The 19,756-nt window shown below is 68.9% G+C and carries 18 protein-coding genes, 1 tRNA gene and 1 pseudogene; 8 read left to right on the top strand and 12 right to left on the bottom strand.

Annotation, left to right across the window (positions count from 1 at the left end; translation table 11 throughout):
• The first annotated feature begins 35 nt into the window (after positions 1-35).
• Positions 36-1,082: an aldo/keto reductase gene (locus tag ABZU74_RS25005; protein WP_355428352.1), complete on the top strand. Its 1,047-nt coding sequence runs from the start codon at positions 36-38 to the stop codon at positions 1,080-1,082.
• 46 nt (positions 1,083-1,128) lie between these two features.
• On the top strand, positions 1,129-2,121 hold the full coding sequence (locus ABZU74_RS25000) for a DUF1152 domain-containing protein (RefSeq protein ID WP_355428490.1): 993 nt from the start codon (positions 1,129-1,131) through the stop codon (positions 2,119-2,121).
• A 144-nt stretch (positions 2,122-2,265) separates the two neighbouring features.
• Here the strand turns inward: ABZU74_RS25000 and ABZU74_RS24995 are convergent, their stop codons facing one another.
• Entirely contained in the window at positions 2,266-3,006 is a 741-nt protein-coding gene (locus tag ABZU74_RS24995) for an alpha/beta hydrolase (protein WP_355428487.1), read from the bottom strand.
• A gap of 372 nt (positions 3,007-3,378) precedes the next feature.
• Between ABZU74_RS24995 and ABZU74_RS24990 the strand changes: the two genes are divergently transcribed.
• Positions 3,379-3,987: a helix-turn-helix domain-containing protein gene (locus ABZU74_RS24990; RefSeq protein WP_355428349.1), complete on the top strand. Its 609-nt coding sequence runs from the start codon at positions 3,379-3,381 to the stop codon at positions 3,985-3,987.
• Between the two features lie 143 nt (positions 3,988-4,130).
• On the opposite strand, the gene ABZU74_RS24985 is transcribed toward ABZU74_RS24990, so the two are convergent.
• The 4 genes from ABZU74_RS24985 to ABZU74_RS24970 all read right to left on the bottom strand — a co-directional run bounded on the left by ABZU74_RS24985 (position 4,131) and on the right by ABZU74_RS24970 (position 7,921).
• Complete coding sequence (locus ABZU74_RS24985) at positions 4,131-5,570, bottom strand: NAD(P)/FAD-dependent oxidoreductase (protein WP_355428346.1); 1,440 nt, start codon at positions 5,568-5,570, stop codon at positions 4,131-4,133.
• A gap of 1 nt (position 5,571) precedes the next feature.
• Entirely contained in the window at positions 5,572-6,129 is a 558-nt protein-coding gene (locus ABZU74_RS24980) for a hypothetical protein (RefSeq protein ID WP_355428344.1), read from the bottom strand.
• Positions 6,130-6,205: 76 nt separating this feature from the next.
• Complete coding sequence (locus tag ABZU74_RS24975) at positions 6,206-6,505, bottom strand: hypothetical protein (protein ID WP_355428341.1); 300 nt, start codon at positions 6,503-6,505, stop codon at positions 6,206-6,208.
• A gap of 180 nt (positions 6,506-6,685) precedes the next feature.
• Positions 6,686-7,921 carry a low temperature requirement protein A gene (locus ABZU74_RS24970; RefSeq protein WP_355428338.1) on the bottom strand — a complete coding sequence of 412 codons (1,236 nt, stop codon included), beginning with the start codon at positions 7,919-7,921 and terminating at the stop codon, positions 6,686-6,688.
• Between the two features lie 205 nt (positions 7,922-8,126).
• Between ABZU74_RS24970 and ABZU74_RS24965 the strand changes: the two genes are divergently transcribed.
• Positions 8,127-9,371 carry a PQQ-dependent sugar dehydrogenase gene (locus ABZU74_RS24965; RefSeq protein ID WP_355428335.1) on the top strand — a complete coding sequence of 415 codons (1,245 nt, stop codon included), beginning with the start codon at positions 8,127-8,129 and terminating at the stop codon, positions 9,369-9,371.
• 152 nt (positions 9,372-9,523) lie between these two features.
• Here ABZU74_RS24965 and ABZU74_RS24960 read toward each other — a convergent pair whose 3' ends face one another.
• Positions 9,524-9,991 carry a hypothetical protein gene (locus ABZU74_RS24960; protein ID WP_355428333.1) on the bottom strand — a complete coding sequence of 156 codons (468 nt, stop codon included), beginning with the start codon at positions 9,989-9,991 and terminating at the stop codon, positions 9,524-9,526.
• A complete protein-coding gene (locus ABZU74_RS24955) occupies positions 9,988-10,500 on the bottom strand; it encodes a DUF1772 domain-containing protein (RefSeq protein WP_355428330.1) in 513 nt (170 codons plus the stop codon). Before ABZU74_RS24955 ends, ABZU74_RS24960 begins: the two co-directional genes overlap by 4 nt.
• 195 nt (positions 10,501-10,695) lie before the next feature.
• Between ABZU74_RS24955 and ABZU74_RS24950 the strand changes: the two genes are divergently transcribed.
• Positions 10,696-11,844 (top strand): sensor histidine kinase, encoded by a 1,149-nt coding sequence (locus tag ABZU74_RS24950; RefSeq protein ID WP_355428327.1) that lies wholly within the window; start codon positions 10,696-10,698, stop codon positions 11,842-11,844.
• Entirely contained in the window at positions 11,841-12,503 is a 663-nt protein-coding gene (locus ABZU74_RS24945; protein ID WP_355428325.1) for a response regulator transcription factor, read from the top strand. Before ABZU74_RS24950 ends, ABZU74_RS24945 begins: the two co-directional genes overlap by 4 nt.
• A 232-nt stretch (positions 12,504-12,735) precedes the next feature.
• Here ABZU74_RS24945 and ABZU74_RS24940 read toward each other — a convergent pair whose 3' ends face one another.
• Positions 12,736-13,668 (bottom strand): helix-turn-helix transcriptional regulator, encoded by a 933-nt coding sequence (locus ABZU74_RS24940; RefSeq protein WP_355428322.1) that lies wholly within the window; start codon positions 13,666-13,668, stop codon positions 12,736-12,738.
• Between the two features lie 177 nt (positions 13,669-13,845).
• On the opposite strand from ABZU74_RS24940, the gene ABZU74_RS24935 reads away from it, so the two are divergent.
• On the top strand, positions 13,846-14,706 hold the full coding sequence (locus tag ABZU74_RS24935) for an SDR family NAD(P)-dependent oxidoreductase (RefSeq protein WP_355428319.1): 861 nt from the start codon (positions 13,846-13,848) through the stop codon (positions 14,704-14,706).
• A gap of 211 nt (positions 14,707-14,917) precedes the next feature.
• On the top strand, positions 14,918-15,211 hold the full coding sequence (locus tag ABZU74_RS24930) for a hypothetical protein (RefSeq protein WP_355428317.1): 294 nt from the start codon (positions 14,918-14,920) through the stop codon (positions 15,209-15,211).
• Positions 15,212-16,140: 929 nt separating this feature from the next.
• On the opposite strand, the gene ABZU74_RS24925 is transcribed toward ABZU74_RS24930, so the two are convergent.
• The 4 genes and pseudogenes from ABZU74_RS24925 to ABZU74_RS24910 all read right to left on the bottom strand — a co-directional run.
• A complete protein-coding gene (locus ABZU74_RS24925) occupies positions 16,141-18,300 on the bottom strand; it encodes a hypothetical protein (protein WP_355428314.1) in 2,160 nt (719 codons plus the stop codon).
• A gap of 55 nt (positions 18,301-18,355) precedes the next feature.
• Positions 18,356-18,484: transfer RNA gene (locus ABZU74_RS24920), tRNA-OTHER, on the bottom strand.
• Positions 18,485-19,071: 587 nt separating this feature from the next.
• Positions 19,072-19,356 carry a hypothetical protein gene (locus ABZU74_RS24915; protein WP_355428311.1) on the bottom strand — a complete coding sequence of 95 codons (285 nt, stop codon included), beginning with the start codon at positions 19,354-19,356 and terminating at the stop codon, positions 19,072-19,074.
• Positions 19,357-19,670: 314 nt separating this feature from the next.
• A pseudogene (locus ABZU74_RS24910) lies at positions 19,671-19,756 on the bottom strand (IS5/IS1182 family transposase); the annotation flags it as partial.

Below are 19,756 nucleotides of genomic sequence, written 5' to 3'. Positions count from 1 at the left end.
AGCCTACCTCGCCGCACCGGACTTCAGGAGCTACCGTGCGCTACCAGACCTTCGGACGCCGGACCGGGTTGCGCGTGTCGCAGTACGCGCTCGGGACGGCGAACTTCAGCACCTCGAACACGGGCGCCGGCCCCGAGGCCTCCCGACAGATCTTCGAGGCCTTCGTCACCGCTGGCGGCACCACGTTCGACACCTCCAACCTGTACCAGGACGGACAAGCCGAGACCGTGCTCGGCGGGCTGCTCGGGCATCAGCGAGACGACTTCGTGATCATCACCAAGTACAGCGGGACCAGGCAGGCCCAGCCCCGCCCTGGTACGACCGGCAACAGCCGAAAGATCATGGTCCGGTCGCTCGAAGCGAGTCTGCGCCGCCTGAACACCGACTACGTCGACGTCTTCATGCCGCACTTTCCCGACGGCCTCACGCCGATCGAGGAAATCCTGGCCGGGTTCGACGAACTGATCCGCTCCGGCAAGATCCTGCACGGCGCCCTGTCCAACTTCCCGGCCTGGCGGGTCGCCGGCGCCGCCGTCCGCGCCGAACTGCGCGGCCTGGCCCCCCTGGTCGGCATACAGACGGAATACAGCCTGGCCGAACGATCCGCCGAGCGGGAGCTACTGCCGATGGCGCAGGCCCACGGTCTGGGCGTGGTCCTCTACTCTCCGCTGGCCGGCGGACTGCTCACCGGCAAGTATCGGCAGGGTGAACAAGGCCGGCTGACCGCCCGGGGCGACGCGATCGAGGGCAGCGCCCAGCGCACCGCCGTCGTCGACGCCGTACTGACGATTGCCGAGGAGCTCGGCGTCAGTGCGGTCCAGGTCTCCCTGGCCTGGTTGCGTCGCCGGGCCGCACTGACCCCCACGGCCCTGATCCCGATCGTCGGCCCACGCACCCTGACCCAGCTGGAGGAATACCTGAAGTCTCTCCAACTCGACCTCAGCGACCAGCACTACCGACACCTGGACGAGGTCAGTGCGATCCGGCCAGGAACCCCGCACGAGGACGTCGCCGCCGCACTGAACAGCGGCGTCGACGGTGACCGCACCCTGCTCGACCCTCCCCCGGTTCCCGTCATCTAGCGGCCGGCCCGGGGTCCCGCCGCGCGTCGGTGATCATTGACCGGTGATGACCCCTGCGGCGCCACCGGCCGACTCCGGTGCGTTTTCGTTGGCCGTTCCGCCACTGTTCGCCGCGTTGGCCCCGGCCCGGAGCATCCTCATCGCCGGAGCAGGCGGGGGTTTTGACGTGTACGCGGGCCTGCCCCTGGCGTTCGCCTTGTGGCGCGCCGGGGCGCAGGTGCACCTGGCCAGCCTCTCCTTCTCGGAACTTGAGTTGATCGACCGCGACGCGTGGGTGGTGGAGCACGTCGCAGCGGTTCAGCCGGACACCACCAGCTCCGACTGGTACTTCCCGGAGCGAACGCTCGCCCGATGGCTGGCGGCTCAGCACCTGCCGTCGACGGTGTACGCCTTTCCTCCGCTCGGTGTCCAGCCGCTGCGAGCCGCGTACCGGCACCTGGTGGAACGCCTCGACATCGACGCGGTGGTGCTGGTAGACGGCGGCACCGATGTGCTGCTGCGCGGCGACGAGAGCAATCTCGGCACTCCGGTGGAGGACATGACCAGCCTGGCCGCCGTGGCCGCGCTGGACGTACCGGTCAAGCTGGTGACCAGTCTCGGCTTTGGCATCGACGCCTACGACGGCGTCAATCACGTTGAGGTGCTGGAGAACCTCGCCGCGCTCGACCGCGACGGTGGTTACCTCGGCGCCCTGTCCATCCCCGGTTCCAGCCCGGAGGCAGAGCTCTACCGCGCTGCCGTCGCTGACGCCCAGGCCGCCACCCCGCAGCGGCCGAGCATCGTTCAGGGACAGATCGCCGCCGCCACCGGCGGCGCGTTCGGGGACGTCCGATTCACCCGGCGCACCGGCGGTGGCGACCTGTTCGTCAACCCGCTGATGGCGATCTACTTCACAGTCGATCTCGACAAGCTCGCGGCCCGATGCCTTTACCTCGACCGCATCGAGAACACCATCGGCAGACGGCAGGTCATCACACGCATCCAAGCGTTCCGCGAGGAGCTTGTCGGCGCACGCATCCCCCGCGCCTTCCCGCACTGATCGCCCGTTCGGCGGTGGGTGCGGATGGGCGTGGGCTCCTACAGTCCCTTGCGTGGACGCCAAGACCGAAGAGTTGCGAGCTATCTCCTCGGTGAGAAACCGGTGGCCCAGGCATCGCGTTGACGACGGCGGGGCAAGCCCTGGTCAACCTTGACGACTCTTTGACAACTGCATCGAGCGTGCGGTGGCGCGGGCGGCGGTGTCGATGAGGTCGGCGACCGGGCCGGGTTGCGAGACCGCCACCGCGTGGGACGCGGCGATCTCCACTGTCGTGGACCCCGCCCTGTCGGCCAGGAAACGCTGCAAGTCTGGCGGAATGCCCTTGTCCTGAGTGGTGATCAGGGTCCAGGAGGGGATCGTCTTCCAGGCGGCCTTGGTCACGCTCTCCTCCTGGGCGCCCGCAGAGGCGGGCCGCTGCGTCGCCGCCATGATTTCGGCGGTGCCGCGGTCAACGTCGGCGGCGAACACCTCGGGGTACTTGTCCTGGAAGATGTACTGATCCATTGTCATGCCGCCGTCGTCGGAGGGGATCGGCACCATGTTGATGCTGGTGGCGAGCTGACTTCCGGGATACTTGCCGAGCAGACCGATCACACTCTCGCCCACGTCCGGGCTCACGCTGGCGACGTACACCAGAGCCTTGACGTTGGATGCGCCAGCCGCGGCCTCGGTCATGACCAGCCCGCCGTAGGAGTGGGCGGCCATCACGACCGGCCCGGACAGGCTGTCCAGAAGAGCCCGAACGTAAGCGGCGTCCTTCTGCACACCGCGCAGCGGATTGGCGACGGCAATGACCGGGTAACCGCGACGTTTGAGGTTGGCGACCACCCCGTTCCAACTCGACGAGCCGGCGAACGCCCCGTGGACCAGCACAACTGTCGGCATCCCTGATTCCTGGGCGGACATGTCACGAGCAGCGCTCATTGGGAGTCCTTTCGAGATGTCTCACCGCCCACTGCCTGCGGTCTGCAGACCGGGTCGACGAGGACAGTCAACGGAGCAGCTTTTCCGGCAGCACGCATCAGCGCGCGATCCCGGCTCAGGTGGGTCGCAGCACCCAGATTCCAGAATCCAGCACTGACGAGGCCGCTGTCAGCGAGATCGAAGAACGGATTGCCTCGTCGAACGTCGGTGCGGAAACGCCTGGCCGACACCCGATTCGGACACGAGACGACCTGCCGGTCATTGTCCCCACGCTGCACGGGCACCGCGCGCCAAGCCCAGCCAGACCGAACGTTCTATCGCTAAGATGGTTGGATGACGCGCGACGAACCCGACGCCCGGCCTTCCGAGGCACGACTCAGGCTTCTCCGCACGGCGACCAGGATCTTCTACACGGAGGGCATTCACTCCGTCGGCGTCGACCGGATCATCGCCGAGGCGAAGGTGACCAGGGCCACTTTCTACCGGCACTTCCCCAGCAAGGACGACCTCATCCTGGCCTACCTACGTGAGGTACATCAGCTGGAGCGCGGCATGGTCGACAAGGCCCTCGCCGCCAACCGATCGCCTGTCGATCCGCTCCTGGCCATCGCCAGTTCCATCGCTCAGAACATCCAGTCCCCCGGGTTCCGCGGGTGTGCGTTCCTGAACGCCGCAGCGGAATACCCCGACACGAACCATCCCGTGCACCAAGAACTCATGGCCCACAGGCAATGGTTCCTGGACACCATCACCATGCTCATGGCACAGGTCCACCAAGAAACGGCGGATCCCGCCGCGCGCCACTTCGTCATGCTCCGGGACGGCGCCATGGCAGCCGGATGCCTTTCCGACCCCACGTTGGTGTCCGAGACCTTCCTGCGCGGTATCGAAGGACTCCTCAGGATCAACTCGGAGCGTCAGTCGGCAGAGTCGGCCCGCTAGTTCTCGCGCGACCGCCGCCGCACGACGTCGAGCTGGGCCACCCCCGGGTGAGGGGATGACCCAGCTCCTTGGTGTTGCCACCACCGGTTGCGCCCGCCGTGAGCCTCGTCCCAGCGGGTGCACGGACGGCCGCACGGCTCAGGTCAGCGGCCGTACGCCTCCAACAGCCGCAACCAGACCTCGCTGACGGTCGGGTACGCGGGAACGGCGTGCCACAACCGCTCCAGTGGGACCTCACCGACGATGGCGATCGTCGCGGCATGGATCAGTTCCGCGACGTCCGGGCCGACGAGGGTGAGGCCGACGATGACCCGCCGGTCCTCGTCCACGACCATCCGGGCATGCCCCTGGTAGCCGTCGGCGTGCAGCGCGGCCCCGGCGACCGCGGCCAGGTCATAGTCGACGACCCGGATCCGCAGCCCGGCGGCCTCGGCGGCGGCTGCGGTCAGCCCCACCGACGCGACTTCCGGGTCGGTGAAGACGACCTGCGGCACGGCGCGCGCGTCGGCGGTGGCGACGTGCCGACCCCACGGGCGGTCGTCTGCCGCTTCGCCCCTGGCCCGGGCCGCGATCACGTCGCCCACGGCGCGAGCCTGGTACTTGCCCTGGTGGGTCAGGAGCACCCGCCGGTTGACGTCCCCGGCTGCGTACAGCCATCCGTCGCCGATCAACGCACCGGCGCCGTCGACCACCCGCAGGGTGTCGTCGACGGTGAGCCAGGCACCCGGCTTCAAACCAATCCGATCGAGGCCGACGTCGTGCGTGTTCGGCGTACGGCCGATCGCGACGAGGAGTTCGTCGGCCTCGACCTGTTCGCCGTCGGTCAGCGTGAGGTGCACGGTGCCGTCGCCGTCGCGGCTCACCGACGTGGCCTCGGCACCGATGTGGACGGAAACGCCAGCTTCCCGCAGGGACTGCGTGACCCGCTCGCCGACGAACGGCTCCGCCAGCGTGAGCACTCCGTCGCGCGCGAGCACCGTCACCGCCGATCCGAGGCCGGCGTACGCCGTCGCCATCTCCGCGGCCACCACGCCACCACCGATGATGGCGAGCCGGCCGGGAACCTCGCTCGCGGCGGCGGCCTCACGGCTGGTCCACGGCACCGCCTCGCGCAGACCGGCGATGTCCGGCACCAGTGCGCTACTACCGGTCGCGATGACGACCGCGTGTCGGGCGATGAGCGAGGTGATGTCGCCGTCCGCCCCGGTCACCTCGACGATCCGGTCGGAGCTGATCCGCCCCTGGCCCCGATACAGCGCGATCCCCGCCGAGTTCAGCCAGGACACCTGCCCGTCGTCCTTCCAGTGCGAGACGACGGAGTCCCGGCGGCGCAGCACGGCCGCCGCGTCCACCTCGCCGGTCACCGCCTCGCGCGCGCCGGGCAGCTGGCGGGCCGCCCGGAGCGCTGTCTGGCTGCGCAGTAACGCCTTGGTCGGCATGCAGGCCCAGTACGAGCACTCACCACCCACCAGTTCCCGCTCGACGATCACGGCGGTCAGGCCGCCCCGCACGACGCGGTCGGCGACGTTCTCCCCCACCGGCCCCGCGCCGATGACAATGACGTCGTACGTGGCGTTCGGCACGTCAGTTCCCCTTTGCGACGCGGCCGAGGCGGATGGCCGCGATGAGGAAGAAGATGGCGCCGGGGATGGCGTAGCCGATCGCGTTGGTCAGTGCCGGGTTGTCCGCGGAAGCAGCCGCGATGAACGATCCACCGGCAATGACGGAGATGCCACCACTGATGATCATCGGCCACTGGCCACCCATCTTGCGGCGGGTGGCGCCCACGATCAGCTGGACCAGCCCGGCCACGACCGCCCAGGCGCCCCAGACGCGCAGGACCGCCGGGATGCCGGACGCGCCGGCGATGCCCAGGCCCACAGCGGCGAGCAGGCTGATCGCGACGTTCACGTACAGCAGGGTGGGCGATCCGGTGGCCCGCGACGCGCGGACATCGACGATGGCGGCGGCCACGTCGAACAGCGGGTAGATCACGAGCAGCGTGGCGGTGAGGGGGTTGAGGTGCTTGGCGAGTGGAAACGTCACGGCAGCCCAGACAATGGCGAAGGCGAAGCGACCGAAGTACAACCGCCGCAGGGCAGCGGCCGTCGTCGAGATGTCGGGAACGGCAAGGGTGGTCATGGTCATCCTCTCGGTGATTCCGGGGCGAAGGGACGCCCGGCGGGGTGCGGGCCACCGCCGGGGCGGGACGGCGGTGCTACTCGATGTTCGAGAACAGCCCCGTGATCTCCACCTGAGCGCCCTGGAGCCCACCGAAGACGGCGGCGGCAGCGGGCGTCGCGACTGCCGCGGAGGCGTCCTCGTAGCTGGCGAAGTACAGGTCGAGCGTCCGGTACGCGGGGGTGGGCGTGCCGTTTTCTTTGGGCCACACCTTTGCCGACTCGACCCGCTGAAGCTTCGGGAACGTCTCGGCGGCCCGACGTACGTCGGCGTAGACCTTTTCGAACTCGGCGGGGTCAGCGGGATTACCGATGACAAGGGTGATCTTGGTAGGCATGGCGCTCTCCTTCAGGGACAGCCGCGCACCCGGCCAGCGCCAGGTGGAACGAACGTTCTGTCCCTGAGAACCGTACCGACCGAGACCCCTCGCCGTCAAGACCGACCGTTCTATCTGGCGGTGGTCGTACAGGTGACGCTCGCCACTACGCGCGCCAGGCAGGTGCGCACGACCGCCGCGTCACGCCTCGGAGTCGCGATCTCCGGACGTCTCCCGCCCGATCGGCGAGGCGGGAACCTCCAGCGGCCGGCCTCGCCTTCGCAGCACGCCGAAGACCACGACCAGGGCCAGCACGCCGGCCACCACGCTCAGCCCGGCCATCGGCGCCCAATGGGCCAACACCGGCGTGACCAGCAACAGGGCGGCCACGCCGACGATCTGGGATCGGGAGGCCTTGCCGAAAGTCTCGTACTCCAGCCGCATACGTGCGACGAGGAAGAGCGTCGGACCGCCCACCACGAACAGCAGCCAACTGGGCCGCGGCTGCCCGAACGGATGATCGATCACCAACTCGTAGCCGACCGACGTGACGAGGACGCTGAGCACGATCAACAGGTGCGTCCGTCCCGACACCGCGCCCAGCCGGCCTGGCATACCCGCCCGGCCGAACGTCTCCGTCAACAGCAGACCGGCGCGGTAGAAGTAGATCCGCCAGAGCAGCGCGCTGGTGACGAACGCGACCGCGAAGGCGGCTGCCCGCCCGGCGGAATAGAACCCGCCGCTGAAGACCACGCCGACAACCAGAATCGACTCACCGAGAGCGATGAGAAACATCTGCTGGTAGCGGTCCGCGAGATGAGTCCCGCTGATCTGCCACCGACCTACTTTCGCAGCCCCGAGCCACGGCAGCGGCCAGCCCGATGCCCAGGCAATGTAGTCGACAGTGAGGGCGGCAACCCACAGCGGCAGGCGGAGGTGATCCGGACCCAACGCGCCGGCCAGCCACAACGGCGTGCTCGCCAAAGCCCACACGACAAGCCGGAACGGCACCAGCCGTCGCGGATGGCCACGCAGCGCGACGGCGACCACCAGCGGCCGCACCACCATCACCATCAGGTACGCGAGCGTGAACGGCAGCGCCCGCTCCTCCACGGCGCGGGGCAGCGTCACCGCCATGATCAGGCCGGCGAACATGGTGCCGACCACGACGGCCTGAATGATCGACCGCTCCGGTTCGTACCGACTGGTGATCCAAACGGTGTGCGACCAGATCAACCAGAGCGCCAGAAAGAGCAGCAGGGTACGCCCGAACCCCGTGACGAGCGCCCAGCCGGTGACGTCGCCCAACTCGGCGAATCGTTGCGAGACCCGGGCGAGGGCCACAACGAAGGCCAGGTCGAAGAACAGCTCCAGGAACGTCGCCCGACCCGAACTCGTTGGAGGGCGCAGCAGCTCGGCACCCCGCCCCGCCGCCATCGTCCGCCTCCGTCCGCCCCTTGCTACCAACGAGCCGACCGCCAGCGGAGTTACGTCAGCGCTCATCCCGCCGCAACGGCGCCTGGTGCAACTGCGAATTCGAGCGGATGACGGCCCGACATCAGTTGGACATCGACTAGAGCCGATGTATCGTGGGAACGCTCCCAGACTGCATCCACCACCCCACCTGATCGAGGAGCTGAACATGTCACGACGGCGATATCGCCCGGTCACCATGCTGGCCGGGCTGCTCGTGCTAACCCTGGCTGCGTCCCTGTCGCCCCCGACGCCGGTGGCCGGCACCGCCACGGCCGGGATATCCAAACCCCGCGCCGTGCCACTCACTGGTCTGACCGTGACATCCGAACGGGTGGCCTTCGGTCTGCAGCGTCCTATCGCGATCACCGGGCTACCGGACGGCCGGATGCTGATCGCGGAGAAGAACGGCACCGTCCGCTCGTACCACCCCGACACCGGGTTGGCGGCCGAGCCGGTGCTCGACCTGACCGCCCGGATCGACACGTCGGACAACGAGCGCGGCCTCCTCGGCATCACGCCGGCGCCGAACTTCGCGCGGACCGGGATCCTCTACGTGGCCTACACAAGCCTGCCGGCCGGCACGCTGACCCTGGCGCGCGTGCCCATCGGCGCTCCCGAGCGGGTGCAGGTGCTGCTCACTCAGGAGCACGCCGAGTACGGCAACCACAACGGCGGACAGGTGGCGTTCGGCCGCGACGGCTACCTGTACTGGTCCCTCGGCGACGGTGGCCACGCGAACGACCCGTTCAAGTCCGGTCAGAACCTCGGCACCCTGCTCGGCAAGATCGTGCGGATCGACGTCAACCGCACCTGCGCAGGGAAGCCCTACTGCGTCCCGTTCGACAACCCGTTCGTCCGCACGCCGGGCGCGCGGCCGGAGATCTGGGTCTTCGGGCTGCGCAACCCGTGGCGGTTCTCCATCGACCCGGTCGACGGCTCGCTCTGGATCGGTGACGTCGGCCAGGGCCTGGTCGAGGAAATCAACCACATCCGCCCGTCGCAGCGTGGGGCGAACCTCGGCTGGTCCTGCCGAGAAGGTACGCCGGTCTTCGATCAGAGCCAGTGCCGGCCGGGCGTGCGGTACACCGACCCGGTCTTCGAGTACGAGCACTACCTCACCGAGAACTGCTCGGTGACCGGCGGCGTGGTGTACCGAGGGTCCGTCACCCCGGAGGCGCGGGGGACCTACATCGCGAGCGACTACTGCTCGACCCTCGCGTTCGCCGTGCGACCCAACCTCACCGGCGGCTACGAATCCGCCACGATCGGCACCTTCCCCACCCAGCCGACCGCGTTCGGCACCGATGTGAACGGCGAGGTGTACGTGCTCAGCGACCTCCCGGGATGGCTGAGCCGGGTCCGGTTCGAACTGGTCCAGCCAGCCCCGAGCGGCGCGGCGACGAACCGCTGAACCCCGGGACACGCCTTTGACATCCGCACCACCCCTGAGGGGACGGCCGCGTCCGGCGGCCGTCCCCTCAGCCCACTCCCACGCAGGCCCGGGTGCGCTTGGCTACGGAAGCAACGCACCGCGCGTGGGTGGCGCGCGCTGTTCGGTCGGTCTCAGCGCCGACGCCCCGGCGTTGTCCTGGCGGGGCGCTGCCGCCCGATGACGAACCGGCTCAGCACGGCAGCCACCGCCCCGGCCACCACCCCGGTGAGGACCCCGGTAGCGAGGCTGGAGAACACCGCGGCCACCCGAAGGATCACTTCCTGCGCCCGAGGGTCGATGTCCCCGAGCCTCGGCCCTGTCGCACCGAACGCCTCGTCCCACAGAAGCTGGTGACCCACCGCGAGAAGGACACCGTAGATCGCCCCGATGACCACCACGGTCAGGAAAGGACGCGGCGGTCGCCGCCACAGCACGGCGGCCACCCAACCGATCAGCGGTACGACCGCGAGCAGCACGGCGGCCGGCCGGCCTTCCTCCACGAGGTGCAGGTCGTGCAGGACCACCCGCGGTGCGGCCAACACGGCGAGCGCGACCAGGACCGGCCACGAGAACCCGAGGGTACGACGCCCGGCGCTCATCGCTCGACCCGTACCGGCGCGGTTTCCCGGGCGAAGCGCAGCAGGGCGGTGAACGCCAGCGCGGATGTCACCGCTCCGCCGGCGAGGCGCACCCAGTGGCCGGCCACGAACTCCTCGGCGACCTGGCGCAGGTATTCCGGGGAGTGCGTGCCGACCGGGTCGACGAACATGATCTCGTTGCGCGGCCAGAAGAACACCACGGAGAACAGGAACTCGCAGGCGATGAAGACCACCGCGGCGGCGGCGACGTACCACCGCAGTCGCCGGTTGCGCCAGGTGAGGGCGGTCGCGGCGAGGCTCGTCAACACGACCGAGGCGCCCAGCGGCGGGAAGTAGTCGCTCGGTCCTCCGGCAACCAGGAACTCACGGGCACGGTCCAGCGAGGCGGGGGCGTCCCCGAAGATGTTCGGGTAGAGCATCACGGTCTCGGCCGCGACCCCACCGAAGGACATCATCGCCGCCCAGACGAGCACGACAAGCACGATCCACGTCAGCCTGATACGGGACACAGCAGTACTTCTCCTTGATTGTCGAACCCATGCGGGCACGATCTGTGATGTCGCCGTCGACGCTATGTCACCAGTTCGGGGCCGTCTGCCGCGCAGCCGCGCGAGCTGGCGTCGCTTCTCGACGTACGTGCCGGGGGCCAGGTGATGCCTGCGGACGGCAGCGGCGCGGGCCCGCACCGACTTAGGCTCACGGACGTGCAGGCCACCCCACCCACCCAAACCGAGGCGCTACTCGCTGTGGCCATCCTGGGCCTGGTCACGGCGGCGGTCGTGACCGAGGACGCGCCGACCTCCCGCGTGGCGCTGGCCGGCGGATTCGGGGTCGGCTTGGCCGTACTGCTGCTGGTGGCCCGGCTTTGGACCGTCCCCGCGCTGCTGGCGACAGCCGCCGGCATCCTCGGCTACTACGCGCTGGAGTTGCCGCCGGTCGGCGTGGCCGCCCCGGCCGCCGCCATCCTCTACGTGGCCGCCCAGCGGGGCCGGGTGGTCCCGGCCGCCGCCGTCGGCGGGAGCCTGCTGGCCGTTTCGGTGGCCGCCCGGCTCGTCGAGGGAGACGACATCTCTGTCGTGATCGGCGCTGGTCTCGGCTCCGAGGCGGCCCTGATCCTCGCCGTCATCGCTCTCGGTGATGCCGTCCGCAACCGGCGTTCGCTACGGGTCACGCTGGCCCGGCAGGCCGCCTCGGCGGCCGAGGAACGCCGCCGGGAGGCCGCCCGACAGGTCGAGGCCGAGCGGCTGCGCATCGCCCGAGAAGTGCACGACACGCTCGGACACACGATATCGGTGATCACCCTGCAATCGGCTGTCGCGCGGGAGGCACTTGCCGCCGCCGAGCCCGGGCAGGCCGAGGCCGCCCTGGCCGCGATCCACTCGGTGAGCGGCAGCGCCATGGCCGAACTGCGTGCCACGTTGGGCACGCTGCGACGCGAGCCCGGGCCGCGCGAGCCAGCCCCCGGTACCGCCGAGCTGCGTACGCTCATCGAGGGCGTCCGCCGCGGTGGGCTCCCAGTCGAACTGCGCCTCGACGGCCCTGTCGACACCCTGCCCGCGGTGGTTGGCAGCACCGTCTACCGGATCGTGCAGGAGGCCCTGACCAATGTGCTGCGCCACGCCCACGCCACCCGCGCCACCGTGACGATCCGGGCGACACCAGCCCGGCTGTCGGTGGAGGTCGTCGACGACGGCCGGGGCGCTACCGGCGGCACCGCAGAGGAGACAGGTCAGGGGCTGCGCGGTATGTCCGAGCGGGTCGCCCTGCTCGGCGGAACCCTCGATGCCGGCGAGGCCGGTGACGGCGGCTTCCGGGTCTCGGTCCACCTACCGCTGGCCGGGGTCGCCACATGAGCGACGTACGCGTCGTCCTCGTCGACGACCAGCACCTGGTGCGCACCGGACTCCGCGCGTTGCTGGAACGCTCCTCGGACATCACGGTGGTCGGCGAGGCCGGCGACGGACGGGCCGGCGTGGCGGTCGCCCGCGAGCAGCAGCCCGACATCGTCCTGATGGATGTCCGGATGCCTGGCGGCGACGGTATCGAGGCCACCCGCCGCATCCTCGCCGACCCGACGCTGGCCGACGTCCGGGTGGTCATGCTTACCACCTTCGACGACGACGAGTACCTCTTCGAGGCCATCCGCGCCGGCGCCGCCGGCTTCCTCCTCAAGGACACCCCGCCCGACGCCCTACGGGACGCCGTCCGCGTGGTGGCCGGCGGAGACGCGCTGCTGTCACCGGCGGTGACCCGGCGGGTGATCGCCGCGGCAGCCCGCTCCCCGGTCAGCGACCCGGCCCGGCTGGCCGGGCTCACCGGACGGGAACGGGACGTGCTGGCACAGGTCGGCACCGGACGATCCAATGTGGAGATCGGGGCGGCCCTGCACCTCAGTCCGGACACCGCCCGCACGTACGTGAGTCGTCTGCTGCACAAACTGAACGCCCGCGACCGCGCCCAGCTCGTGGTCATCGCGTACGAGAGCGGGCTGGTCCGCCCCGGCGAAGGGTAAGCCTCTCCGGCGACGGCGGAGGCCATCCGGCGTACCGCCTCGGGACCCGCTATCCACATGCCGTTCGCGTCGCGGTGGCCGCGGTGGAGGTGTTCCGTCCCGAGCGACGCGCGAGGGACGGCGCTGACGCCGGTGTTGCCTGTTGGACAGAAACCACGTCGTCCGTCGAAGTCGAGCAGCCGGACGGCGTCCTCCACTGCGAACCGGAGAACGCCGTCCTCCAGCCGACCAGTCAAGCGGGATCGGACATGCCGCCCGTGTCGAGGAAAGAGCGGGCCCGCGTTTCGGTCGGCGGCCTGCCACCGGCCGTTGTGGCGTTCGCCTGCTGCTGGTTGGCCCAGAGCACGAGCAACCGGAGGTTGTCATGCGAAGGACTGCCCGGGTCGGTGGTGTAGATGAACAGCGTCTGGTCCGGGTCGCCGGAGAGCGCTAGTGCCTCGTATCGGACGGTGATCGGTCCGACGGCGGGGTGGGTCATGCGCTTGGTGCCGTTCGTACGCTCGTGCACGTGGTGGCCGTTCCACCACATACGGAAGTCCGGGCTCTTGATGGTCAGCTCTCCGACCAGTTCGCTGAGCTGGGGATCGTCGGGAAACCGTCCGGCATAGAGGCGTAGGGTGCCCACCACCTCAGCCGCCACGGTCGCCCAGTCGAGAAAGGCAGCGCGGGCAGCCGGGTCGAGGAAGACCCACCGCGTGTAGTTGCGATGCCGGGGTGGCAGGCGGGTCCAGTCGGTGAGCAGGGCGCGCGCAAGTGTGTTCGAGGCAAGGATGTCCGTGCGGTTACCGACGATGAAGGCCGGGTGGTCGACCAGCGAGGCGATCATCTGGTGCATCGCCGGCCGGACCCGCTGGACGGGCGCCTGCTTGGCGCGGCGCCGGGCGGGCCTGGACAGGTCGGCGAGGTGGGCGCGGGCGGTGGCGTCGAGCTGGAAGACCCGCCCCAGGGCGTCGAGGACGGGCTCGGACGGGCTGGTGTGCCGGCCCTGCTCCAGCCGGGTGTAGTAGTCGACGCTCATTCCGGCGAGCTGGGCCACCTCCTCCCGGCGCAGACCACCCACCCTCCGCCCGGTTTGGCCGATATATCCAGGAATGCCGGCCCTCTCCGGTGTCATGCCCGCCCGGCACTTCCTCAAGAAGTCACCCAGAGCTGTGCGTCCTGCCATGACTCAATGATTGCCCTGGTGGTGGCATGGCCGCCAGCGGTTGGGTGGGCATGCCGTTCCCAGGTAGGGCTGGGCTCGGCTGACGGTGTCCGGAGCCAGGCGCGCGGCCGCAACATGACATGGCGTTCCCCGATCCGGAGAACCTCACCGACTGGTAAGCCGTCAAGGAGATGTCCCATGCCGTATCCCACCACCGGACCCGCCACCTGGTTCGTCACCGGCGCTTCCCGTGGACTCGGTCTCGAGCTGGTCAAGCAACTGCTGCAGCGCGGTGACAACGTCGCCGCGACCACCCGATCGCCCGAACGACTGACCGCTGCCCTCGGTGCCGCCGACACGTCACGCCTGCTGGCCCTGCCGGTCAACCTCACCGACGAGCAGTCCGTCGCCACCGCGGTGCAAGCCGCTGGCGACCGGTTCGGTCCCGTCGACGTCGTGGTCAACAACGCCGGCTACGGCCTGCTCGCCGCCGTCGAGGAAGTCAGCGACACCGAAGCCCGGGAACTGTTCGACGTGCAGATCTTCGGGACCTGGAACGTCCTACGTGCCGTCCTGCCCGGCATGCGCGCCCGCCGCAGCGGCCACATCATCAACGTCTCCTCGATCCTCGGGCTAACCACCTTCCCCGGATGGGGCGCGTACTGCGCCGCCAAGTACGCCCTCGAGGGACTCACCGGATCCCTCGCCGGAGAGGTCGCCGACTTCGGCATCAGGGTCAATCTGGTTGAGCCCGGCTACATGCGCACCGACTTCCTGCGCACGAGCAGCCTGCGTCTGCCCGCACAGGTCGCCGCCGGCTACGACGGCATCCGCGAGATGACCACCAACCACCTCGCCATGCCCGGCACCCAACTCGGCGACCCGGCAAAGGCCGCCACCGCGATCATCACCATCGCGCAGTCCAGCACCGCACCCCTGCACCAAATTCTCGGCTCCGACTCCTACGCCCTGGCCAAGTCCCGCATTGAAGCCCTCACCAACAACATCGAGACTGGCCACACCCTCGCCGCCACCACCGACATCACTCAAAACGCCTGACGACGAACCGTGGTTGCCGGCTCCGGTAAACGGGGGCTCGGGGGGGCTTCACAATTCCATAGACAAACCGATAGCCCTGACCAGCGTTTCCGCTGGCCAGGGCTATCGACTGTCGGCACGGCCGGATTCCAACCGACGACCCGTTGACCCCAGGCAGCCCACACCGGTCACAGACCTGCCGGTCCATCGGGTTGACCTGGTGAAACCGTCCATGAAGGTCCCTGCTCGTCACCCGGCGGAGGGGCGGGCAAGGTTCGCGGACAACGCGACGAGCCACGAAGACAAGCTGACCTACCTCTTCCTTGCCGACGCGCTCACGATGACCGACGTCGAATGCCCGCTGCTCGCGCTCGACCTGGCCGACGAGCCCGGCCGCACATTCCGGGTCCCACCACAGTGGTTCGCGGATGTCTCGGCCAACCTCACCATCGCGAACATGGACTTCTCCGAGTTCGCCAACGCCGTTGACGGGTCTGGCACGTACCGGGGCTTCGACGGGGACTGACGTTCTCGTCTGGGGCCTCCTCACGAAGCCGGTGACGGGCATCGAACCCGCACTGTCAGCTCGGAAAGTGCCTTGAGTTGCGCTCCCGGTCCTCGCCTCTGACCACCTGACCAGGCCCGGTCGTCATCTGCCGTCACGGCAGATCCAGCCCAGCCAACCGTTGCAGACCTTTGTTCACTCACGCGTCAGGCACGGCGAAACGAGCCGCAACCTCACGTCCGTCGTGATCGCCGACTGACCACTGCGGCACGGACCACGATCCCGATACCAGCAAGAAGCAGGAAGGCACCGGTCGCCAGCCCGAGGTACATCAGGCGGTCAAACTCCGCTACCTCCTGGTCGAACTGATGCGCCATCTCGGGGGTGGGGTCCGGGTAGGGGATCGTGGCTCCCAAGCAACACGTGACAGTCGGAAGCAGGAATCCGCCAGCAATCATGAGCCAACCGAATCCCGAAATGATCTTCGCGCGCCGCACGCACGTCATGCTCGCTCAGGAGTTACTGGTTTTCAATGCCCTGCCCACTTCCCGCCCACCGTCGACCCGCACGCCGTGAAGCCGGCCGACACCTGGGGTGGCATGGCAACGGGCCTTGACGCCCCAGACGCACACTGACGGCGGCAGGTCGTGAGGTTGGGGCGGGCATGCGGTGCGTTCAGTCGGGCAGGCCCCCGCCTGCCGGCGGCGCCGGCCACAGGGGTCTACCGACGATTGCGGGAGTAGGACCATTCGGCACTGGCGCGACTCAGTGCCATGCGCCATCCGGCGACGTGGTCATGTTGGTGGTTGAGGCCACAGAATTCCTGTGGCCTCAACGCGAAAGCCGAGGAAAGCGCAGGAGCTGGAATAACCACATCCTCCGCTTGCGCGGAGGTTCCCGAGTTGAACGGAATAGGAGGAAGCGCCTGCATGGCCTCGGCTGTCGCAGATCTACTCAGGGATCAGCTCACTGAGTCGATCTAGTGTATATGCCTCCGACCCGTCTGGCAGGCCCTCCGGCGCCTGAATGCCGATGAACGTGACCGGCTCATCCGGTAGCCGACCGTCCCACATCAGCACCTCGGCTCCTGCGCGCCATTGGTCGACAAGGTAGGCGACGGTAAGGTAGCGCCGCTCCATCAGTGCTCGTACGCGGTCGGCCGTGGTGAACGTGTTGTCCTCCACCCGATTGAATGACGGCGTGCCCCGCAGGTACAGGTGCAGCCAGACGGCCTGCCAGCCGCCCTCGCTCCTGACGAACACCATAGGCAGCGCGATCCGGCCCTGGCCGCGCAGGTGCGAACGCGCCCGGACCGTCCGTGCGTCAAAGGGGGCCCCGAACTGGTCCTGCGTACGGGTCTGGTAGCCGAACATCGACTCGGCGACCTCGTCGAACGACTCACCCGTATAGATGTGGACCTGCGGAACGACATAGTGCCCACCGGTCGTCATGGGCACGTCGATGAACTCGGTTGCACCGTTCGTCGCGTCGGTGATGTCACCGGAATGCACCACACCGTTGTGGCGGTAGTTCGTCCACGAGACTTGGCCCGCACTGTGAAACTCGTCATCGAGCAGCAGCACCGACAGGTCGTAGTCGGTACGACGACTGGTCTGGCGCCAGTACGTGAAGAAGCGCAGCAGCTCACCGGACACCGATGCGCGCGAGCCCCGTGGCAGGACCGCGAAGCCGCCCTCTGACGCCTTGCCGGAGAACGGCAGTGCGACGTCGAGCACCTCCGGGTCCACCAGCAGCGGCCGATCCTGCTTCGGCAGTCGGGCGCTGATCTCGGCGTCGAGCAACAACGACAGCTCGGCCACCAGCTCGGCCGGCAGCGGTGGCCGCTCGTCGGGGCCGATCCATGCGCTGCGTGAGCGGCTCGCGTACATCCGGGCCGACGCTGGCGTCAGCCGGTTGTCGACATGCTCGCGCAGCGAGAGCAGCACTCGGCCCGACGCCGAGCCGAGCGCACCGGTGACAGCGTCGACGACAGCGGTTCGCTCTGACGCCGGCGCCAGCCGCAGCAGCCGGTCCGCCGATCGCAGGAGCAGGCCCGGCGCCGCCGACATTACCGATGCGGCCGGGCCGATGGCTCCGGCGCGGATCGCCGCCTCAGCACGGCCGGCGAGGTTCTGTACCCGCCGCTCGCCACGCGCGACCGCGAACACCTCCTGCGCGTGCGGCCACTGGTCGTACTCGTGCGGGTGCAACCGCTCCCCCAGCCGCTTCCACCGCTCCGCGTAGCGCACGACGTCACCGAGCTTGTCCGGACTCGCACCGACGAGGTTGTTCAGGGCGGCAAGCAGCATCCGCCGCTCCGGGCGCCGGAAGCCGCGGAATCGCGTGGGCGTCACGAGCGAGGCGTCCCCGCCGGATACCTGGCAGGCAAGGCGCAGCACGTCGGTCGTCGTGTCCACGCCGACCAGCGGCCGGCCGAGGACGAGCCGGATCCCGTTGAGCACGGCACGGTTCTCCCGTACCGGAATCTCGGCCGGCTGCGCGCCGTCCACGCAGGCAACCGCGAGCTCGCTGAGGATGGCGAGGTCGGCCTCACCGAGTGGCGTCGAGCTACCGGCCAGGGCCAGATAGAGCCGCGCTGCCTCCACGTCGGCGGTGTCGCCGAGGTGCAGCAAGGTCACCCGGTCACCGGCAGCCGTGATGAAGTCGTCATGCGCGGCCAACAGCTCGGCATAGGTGTGCTGGTAGGCACCGTAAGCCGGTAGGTCGAGCAGGTTCACCCCGCCCGAGGCAACAGCGTCCCGCAGCTGCGCATCGGTCGCCGTACCCCCGCCGGTGAGTACGGCCGCCCGAAGCCGGTCCGCCCAGAACTCGACGGTGTCTGGCACGTCGTCCGGGAAGCCGATGAAATAGGCGTTGTGCTGGACATGATCGCCCACCAGTTCGCGTACCGCCGAAACGACCACGGCGGCCAGATCCATCGCCGGCGCGGGGGCCAGGACACCAATGTGTTCCAGCAGAGCCCGCGACGCCGAGAACCCGACATCGAGCAGTGCCGCATCCAGTTGCCGGGCCACCGACGTGCCATCGCCGGCCGCGCCTGTGCTGGCCGGCACGAGCAGGCTCTTCTGGATGATCAGCTTCTCGAGCACGTGGTTCCCCGTTCCGGTCAACTCCGGCTTTCGCCGGCGCGCAAGCGCCGCATAGTGGGTCGCCGGGGACTCGAACCCCGAACCCTTCGATCCAACTAGGAGAAGGAAGCGCACCCATTACCGCGCAAGCGGACAGCGAACGCGCTACTCAGTCGAATGCTCTATCCAGTTGAGCTAGCGACCCAGATGTCGATCATCGCACCGACCGGGCTGACGTGGCTATCCCGTTTCGAAGGCGCCGCCGACACGCCCCACCCTGACGATCTGCGGCACGCTCGTCTTCGTCAAAGGCCAAGGCTTTTTCCGCCAACCCTGGACCAGGAGCGACGCCGGCTGGCGGATGGTCGTGCTTCCCCGGTTCGCCGTCGGCATGGTCATGGTCCGCAAGCCCGTCGACGCCAAACCGCAGCACCAGTTCATGCAGTGCGGACACTGCCGGATGCCGCTCAGCAGTGACCTGGCTGGACTTGCGCCGCCAGGCTGGCTGCCATCTTCCAGGACCTGACCGCCGTCGCCCATCCGAATGGGCATGCAACGAGCACGCGGGCGTACGTCGAACTGTGCAGCTCGGGATCGGCAAAGATCCCCTCACCAACGGTCTGACCGCCTGGTCGCGGTCTCTCTGGTGGCCTGGAATGTCCTCCGGTGGCCTTGGCTAACCGCACGCTGATGGCACGTCAGCCGGCCGGGGCACGGTGGCTGCTGCCGCGGCCAGCCCCGCCGGCTTCCGTACCGCTACGTCGCGGCGTGGCCCGTGCACGCCCGACCGCCCTATTCCTCAGCGCGAGGTATGGAGACGAAGCCGTCCGTCCACCGGTCCTCGTCCACCTCGTAGGTATCGATCATGAAGCAGTCCGGCTCGTCGCGAAACCCGGGAAGCAGTCGGGCTGCCTGGGCCAGGTCACTCGCCCGATGCTCGCTGGAGTAAACCCCTAGGACCTTGAGGTCGTCTCCGTTTTCCTCATCCCACATCAGCTCGCCGTCGTCGCGGTGGACGGTTGGGCTCCCGTCGAGGTTGCGGGCGTGCCGGATGTGCCAGAGCACGAAGACGTCCATACACGAGACCGTAGCCAGCCCCACGGAGCCAGCCCGGCGGGTACGGCCAACCGCGCCGGGTGTCGGTGCTTCCCCACCACCCAGCGGGTACGCCCCGGCGACACGCGCAACGCGGTCGTCCCGATCATCCGCGGCGGAGGCGATCCACCGAGCGTGTGGGCTCTGGTCACCCGCCCAGAGCCTCACCCCGACCGGTCAGCCGGAACAGACGGAGGAAGTACCCCCCTGGACATTGGTCGGAGTAGACCTGCGGTCCGGCCAGCCAGCCGGCCGGATCGACCTCGTGATGCCCAAGAATGACCAAGGAGCCATTTTCATCCTGCGTAGCGGTCGGCTTCGACGTGGTGCAGGACGAGGATGGCCTGCACGATCGCGGTCGCTCGGCGTGGGCAGCAGCGCA

Source organism: Micromonospora sp. NPDC005171 (assembly GCF_040608575.1).
Taxonomy (GTDB): Bacteria; Actinomycetota; Actinomycetes; order Mycobacteriales; family Micromonosporaceae; genus Micromonospora.
Note: the sequence above shows the minus strand (reverse complement) of the source record. Positions and strands in the feature narration are given on the sequence as shown.